This window comes from Daejeonella sp., assembly GCF_037719425.1.
Taxonomy (GTDB): domain Bacteria; phylum Bacteroidota; class Bacteroidia; order Sphingobacteriales; family Sphingobacteriaceae; genus Daejeonella.
The window spans coordinates 1-6074 of record NZ_JBBJNI010000198.1 but is presented as its reverse complement, the minus strand read 5'-3'; the positions used below and the strand labels follow the sequence as shown (position 1 = coordinate 6074).

The window sequence follows — 6074 nt, the reverse complement described above, 5'->3', positions numbered from 1 at the left end:
TAAGATCTCCTGGCGATCAGCCTGATCTAATCCCGGCGGGGTTTTAGTTATGACGAGTATATCTGCCCGATCCTTTTCCCACACAGGCTCTCTTAGATCCCCCGCCGGCAGCAGCATTTTAAAGTCTGAAATACTGTTGTAGTCAAATAGTAATATACTTAAGCCAGGCCTGAGCGCTCTGTGCTGGTACGCATCGTCAAGGATCACGAGCTCATGATCGGCCTGAAGCTTTTTGACGCCATCTACCCTGTTTTCGCAAACGGCTACTGTGATGTCATTGAATTTTCGCTTAAACTGTAATGGCTCATCTCCAGCCTCGGTACTTAGTGAGGTTTGATCTACCAGGCGAAAACCTTTTGAACGCCTTCCGTAGCCCCTGCTTAGGGTTGATATTTTATACTTATCCTTTAGCAAGCGGACGAGATACTCAGTCATCGGGCTTTTTCCGGAACCGCCAACAGATAAATTGCCTACAGAAATTATTGGCAGATCAAACTCGGTCGACTTCATAATACCCAGGTCAAACGCAAGATTACGCGCCATCACGCCAACGCCATAAATTAAAGAAAACGGAAATAATAGCAATCTAAACGACTTCATAGGAACAGGCTTACAGCAAAAATACACTTTTGATTTCAACCTTATATTTACGATATTTTACTACTTTGGGATAAACAATACAATGAAGAAACCATCATGATTTTGCCAAAGCCCACAGGGGCATGAAGATTTAAAATCATGATAGCCCTGCCTGCCGGCAGGCAGGTTCATCACCTTTAAAAAACAAACTATCAACAGATGAAAATTTCTATCGCAATCGCCTGCTTCTTAGCTGGCACTCTGTCCCTAAGCGCACAAGACAAAATAGATCGTAAATTAAATTTGAAACTTGAGGAACTGGTAAAAGGATTTCAGGGCGATGTAGGAATATATGTTCAGAACTTAAAAACAGGCAAAATCGCGCAAATTAATGCAGATACAATCTTTCCAACCGCCAGTATGATCAAAGTGCCGATCATGTGCGGCGTATTTGACAAAATAGAAAAGGGCGAGCTTAAGTATGACGAAACTCTCGTGTACAAGGATAGCTTATTATATGCCGGCGAAGATATCCTTGGCTCATTTAAGGATAGTGAAAAGATCAAACTTGGAAAGGTTCAGATGCTAAGCATTACAACGAGTGATAACACGGCAAGCCTTTGGCTTCAGAAGCTGGTCGGCGGTGAAAATATAAATAAATGGCTCGACGCGAATGGCTTTAAAAATACCCGCATGAATTCCCGTACCGCTGGGAGGACGGGAGACTGGCGTAAATATGGCTGGGGACAGACCACACCGCGTGAAATGGCAACTCTGTTAAAAATGATCCATCAGGGAACTGCTGTAAGCCCTGCCGCGAGCGAAAGGATGTACCGTAATATGGTAAGAATCTATTGGGACGCAGAAGCATTATCGCAAATCCCGCCATACATTCAGGCGGCGTCGAAACAGGGTGCAGTAGATCGCTCTCGTTCGGAAGTTGTTATGGTAAATGCGCCGCATGGTGATTATGTATTTTGTATAATCACTAAAAATCAAAAGGACACCAGTTGGACACCGGACAATGAGGGCTATCGTATGATCCGGAGCCTGTCCAAATTGCTTTGGAACTATTTTGAGCCCAAATCTCAATGGAAACCAGCAGCGGGTGTTGAGAATTATGCGGATTAAGCAAAGAAAACCCGTTTAACTCCTACCTTTGCACCAACTAAACAACCAATTATGTTAAAAGGATTTTTCAACGTGCCAGAACCGGTAAACGAAACCGTATTAAATTATGCTCCGGGAAGTAAAGAACGAAACTTATTAAAAGAAGCGATTCTGGAAGCACGTTCCAAAATCATCAATATACCGATGATCATAAACGGAAAGGAAGTAAGCTCAGATAAAAAAGTAGATATACGCCCTCCGCACGATCATAAACATATTCTTGCTACTTATTCTCAGGGTGAAAAAAAACATGTTACTGATGCCATCAATGCTGCTTTAAAAGCTAAATTTGGCTGGGAAGATCTGGCATGGGAGCACCGTGCTGCTATATTTTTAAAGGCTGCAGATCTGATCGCTGGCCCCTACCGCTACAAGCTTAATGCGGCCACCATGCTCGGTCAATCTAAAAGCGCTTATCAGGCGGAAATAGATTCAGCCTGCGAGCTTATTGATTTTCTTCGGTTCAATGTGAAGTACATGACCGAGATCTACAAACAACAGCCTCCCGTATCGCCACGGGGCGTATGGAACAGGCTTGAACAAAGACCCTTGGAAGGTTTTGTATTTGCCCTCACTCCGTTCAATTTCACGGCAATTGCCGGGAATCTTCCTACTTCTGCTGCTATGATGGGAAATGTAGTAGTATGGAAACCTGCGAATACCCAGATTTATTCTGCAAATGTATTAATGGAGATCTTTCGCGAAGCAGGATTGCCCGACGGAGTTATAAATCTTGTTTACGTTTCCGGTCCTGATGCGGGTGAAGTGATCTTCAATCATCCTGATTTTGCAGGTATCCATTTTACAGGTTCCACCGGCGTTTTCCAGGATATCTGGAAAACTATTGGAAATAACATTCACAAATACAAAACCTACCCGCGTATAGTAGGCGAAACCGGAGGTAAAGATTTTATCCTTATTCATGGCTCAGCAAACGTTGAAGCTGCAAGCACGGCGATAGTCAGAGGTGCTTTTGAGTATCAGGGACAGAAATGTTCGGCAGCATCAAGGATCTATGTAGCCAAATCAGTTTGGCCGGCTATAAAAGAACGTGTACTTAACGATCTGGCAAATATAAAGATGGGGCCTGTTGAAGATCTCAGCAATTTTATAAATGCTGTTATTGATGAAAAATCATTCGACAAACTTGCTAAATATATCGATACAGCCAAAAAGGATAAAGAACTTGAAATAATCGCCGGCGGGAATTACGACAAATCAAAAGGCTATTTTATTGAGCCCACAATCATTGTGACCAAGGATCCGAATTATGTGACCATGTGCGAAGAGCTCTTTGGACCTGTGCTTACAATTTTTGTATATGCCGATAAAGATTTCGAAAAAACACTTGAAATTATAGACAACACGTCGATCTACGCGCTTACAGGAGCTGTCATTGCTCAGGATCGTTACGCCATCGCTAAGGCAACGCAGGCTCTGAGGAATGCTGCCGGCAATTTCTATATAAACGATAAGTGTACTGGTGCGGTAGTTGGTCAGCAGCCATTTGGTGGTGCGAGAGGGTCTGGCACAAATGACAAGGCGGGTTCGATGATCAATCTACTTCGCTGGGCTTCACCAAGAGCTATTAAGGAGACTTTTGATCCGCCGACGGAGTATGGCTACCCATTCCTGGGTGAAGATTAATAGTCACCTCAAAATTATTTCTGCAGGTTTCACCGTCGGTGATACCCATAACAAAAAAAACGGGCGCCTGAAAGCGCCCATTTTCCAAAAACTAAAATCCGGAACCCGGATGCGTTAAAATGTTGAATCGGGTCTAACGGGATTTAGTCAGAGACATTTCCTTCAACGGAGGGATCTCATAATGATCCTTTATGTTTACCAGCTTCACAATTGTTGCTTTCGTATACGCTTTGTGCTTAAAATTATTAATTTCACAAAAAACCTAGACGTTGAACAAAAAGATAGAAATTCTAAAGGCAAAGCAGGAAGAGGCGCTGCTGGGTGGCGGAAAAGCGCGGATTGAGAGCCAGCATAAAAAAGGAAAGCTTACCGCAAGGGAAAGGCTTCATTTCCTGTTAGATGAAAATTCCTTTGAAGAAATCGGGATGCTGGTTACGCACCGCTCGACAGACTTTGGGATGGAAAAAGAAAAATATCCCGGCGACGGAGTTGTAACGGGCTACGGAACGATAAACGGCAGGCTCGTGTATGTGTTTTCCCAGGATTTTACCGTTTTTGGCGGCTCTCTATCTGAGACTCATGCTGAAAAGATCTGCAAGATCATGGATCTGGCTATAAAGAATGGTGCTCCGGTAGTGGGCTTAAACGATTCCGGCGGTGCTCGTATACAGGAAGGGGTAATGTCCCTGGGAGGATATGCAGATATATTTTACCGTAATACAATGGCTTCCGGCGTAGTACCGCAAATTTCAGCTATTATGGGCCCTTGTGCAGGAGGGGCTGTTTACTCTCCCGCTATTACAGATTTTGTGCTGATGGTTGAGAACACGTCTTACATGTTCGTAACCGGCCCAAACGTTGTAAAAACGGTAACCCATGAAGAAGTCAGTTCGGAAGAGCTTGGTGGTGCGAGTGCGCACTCTACTAAATCAGGAGTGACGCATTTCGCTTGTTCGAATGAAATTGACGCGATCAATCATGTCAAACAATTGCTGAGCTATATGCCCCAGAATTGTGAGGAGAATACTCCTGCCCTTGTCTACGATTCGGCAGAAGAATTACGCCCCCAATTAAATGAGATCATTCCTGCGAATAACTCTCAGCCTTATGATATCCGCGAGGTGATTACCGAAATTACAGATGAAGGTTCGTTTCTTGAGGTTCATAAAGATTTCGCGGAAAATATCGTAGTTGGTTTTGCACGACTTGCGGGGCGAAGCATTGGAATTGTGGCAAACCAGCCAGCTTTTCTCGCGGGGGTGCTTGACATACACTCTTCGGTTAAAGGCGCCAGATTTGTGCGTTTTTGCGATAGCTTTAATATTCCATTGCTCGTTCTTGAAGATGTCCCTGGATTTCTTCCCGGAACAGACCAGGAATGGAATGCCATAATAACAAATGGGGCTAAATTACTTTATGCATTTTGTGAGGCGACAGTACCGAGGATCACGGTAATAACCCGTAAAGCGTACGGAGGTGCTTACGATGTAATGAACTCTAAACATATTGGCGCCGACATGAATTATGCCTGGCCAAGCGCCGAGATTGCCGTTATGGGTGCAAAAGGCGCGGCAGAGATCATCTTTAAAAGAGATATTACAGCCTCTGATGACCCGAATGCACGCTGGCTGGAAAAAGAAAAGGAATATTCAGATATTTTTGCAAACCCTTATCGTGCTGCCGAACGGGGGTTTATCGACGAGGTTATCGAACCTGCTGAAACAAGGAAGAAACTCGTCAAAGCATTCAAGATGCTGGAGAATAAGGTGGTGAATAACCCGAGGAAGAAGCACGGGAATATCCCTTTGTGAGTTGTACGTTCTACGTGATACGTTTTACGTGCACTCGTACACAGCTTAGGACTTTAACACGTCTAACTCCGAGGGTTTAGAAGACTTACAACTTAAAACGTATAACGTAAAAACTCTCCGAGCGTTAAGAAAACTTACAACGTAAAACGTACAACGTATAACTTTTGTGTCACATATCGAACAAATCCCACCTTACCTAACCTGGAAAACCCGGCATAAGGTAATGTACCCGGATCTGGATTTCGACAAGGTGATCTTGCCAAATGATGATGATGGGATACACCTCGGTCTCTTTGACAACAATACATTAATCAGTGTGGTTTCATTATTCAGAACCGACGATTCGATGCAGTTTAGAAAATTTGCCACTCTCTCAGAATATCAGCACAAAGGTTACGGATCGGAAATTCTTCTCTATCTTTTAGAATATTCTAAAAATGCTGGTTGTGATCAAATCTGGTGCAATGCCAGAACAACGGCTGCGGGGTTTTATCGCAAATTCGGATTCATTGAAACAGATAAAACTTCTCAGGCAAACGGCTTTGAATATGTCATTATGGAGAAAAATTTATGATCATTGATGAAAGATATTCTAAATACTCGCCAGTTCGAAAACCTCATTTTTGAGTTCAGAGGTTCTAAAGTTATGATCGATGCGGATCTGGCATCTCTTTATGAAACGGAAACTAAAAAGCTAAAGCAGCAGGTAAAAAGAAATCTGGATAGCTTTCCGTCCGACTTTATGCCCGCCTGTCCGGCCGGCAGGTTCGAATTTTCGAATGAAGAGAAGGAACAACTGGTCACAAACTGTGACTGACTCGTCCTTAATTAGGTTGACAGTTTTTATAAAGATAAATACATTTATTG

General features: G+C 43.4%; 6 protein-coding genes. 5 read left to right on the top strand and 1 reads right to left on the bottom strand.

The window, feature by feature from the left end:
• Nucleotides 1–600, bottom strand: a 600-nt coding sequence (gene lpxK / locus WKF69_RS18100; protein ID WP_340383725.1) for a tetraacyldisaccharide 4'-kinase, incomplete at its 3' end; no start/stop codon positions are given.
• Between the two features lie 198 nt (nucleotides 601–798).
• Between lpxK and WKF69_RS18095 the strand changes: the two genes are divergently transcribed.
• The 5 genes from WKF69_RS18095 to WKF69_RS18075 all read left to right on the top strand — a co-directional run bounded on the left by WKF69_RS18095 (nucleotide 799) and on the right by WKF69_RS18075 (nucleotide 6024).
• Nucleotides 799–1710 carry a serine hydrolase gene (locus WKF69_RS18095; protein WP_340383723.1) on the top strand — a complete coding sequence of 304 codons (912 nt, stop codon included), beginning with the start codon at nucleotides 799–801 and terminating at the stop codon, nucleotides 1708–1710.
• Between the two features lie 51 nt (nucleotides 1711–1761).
• Nucleotides 1762–3396 carry an L-glutamate gamma-semialdehyde dehydrogenase gene (gene pruA / locus WKF69_RS18090; protein ID WP_340383720.1) on the top strand — a complete coding sequence of 545 codons (1635 nt, stop codon included), beginning with the start codon at nucleotides 1762–1764 and terminating at the stop codon, nucleotides 3394–3396.
• 269 nt (nucleotides 3397–3665) lie between these two features.
• Entirely contained in the window at nucleotides 3666–5207 is a 1542-nt protein-coding gene (locus WKF69_RS18085) for an acyl-CoA carboxylase subunit beta (protein ID WP_340383718.1), read from the top strand.
• Between the two features lie 166 nt (nucleotides 5208–5373).
• Nucleotides 5374–5781, top strand: coding sequence for a GNAT family N-acetyltransferase (locus tag WKF69_RS18080; protein ID WP_340383716.1), 408 nt, complete (start codon nucleotides 5374–5376; stop codon nucleotides 5779–5781).
• Between the two features lie 6 nt (nucleotides 5782–5787).
• The gene (locus WKF69_RS18075) at nucleotides 5788–6024 is read left to right on the top strand and encodes an ORF6N domain-containing protein (protein WP_340383714.1); all 237 of its coding nucleotides are present in this window, start codon (nucleotides 5788–5790) and stop codon (nucleotides 6022–6024) included.
• Nucleotides 6025–6074: the final 50 nt, after the last annotated feature.

Excerpts from the sequence above, each read along its gene's own strand:
- WKF69_RS18095 (WP_340383723.1), top strand. The coding sequence starts at position 799 with ATGAAAATTTCTATCGCAATCGCCTGCTTCTTAGCTGGCACTCTGTCC.
- pruA (WP_340383720.1), top strand. The coding sequence starts at position 1,762 with ATGTTAAAAGGATTTTTCAACGTGCCAGAACCGGTAAACGAAACCGTA.
- WKF69_RS18075 (WP_340383714.1), top strand. The coding sequence starts at position 5,788 with ATGAAAGATATTCTAAATACTCGCCAGTTCGAAAACCTCATTTTTGAG.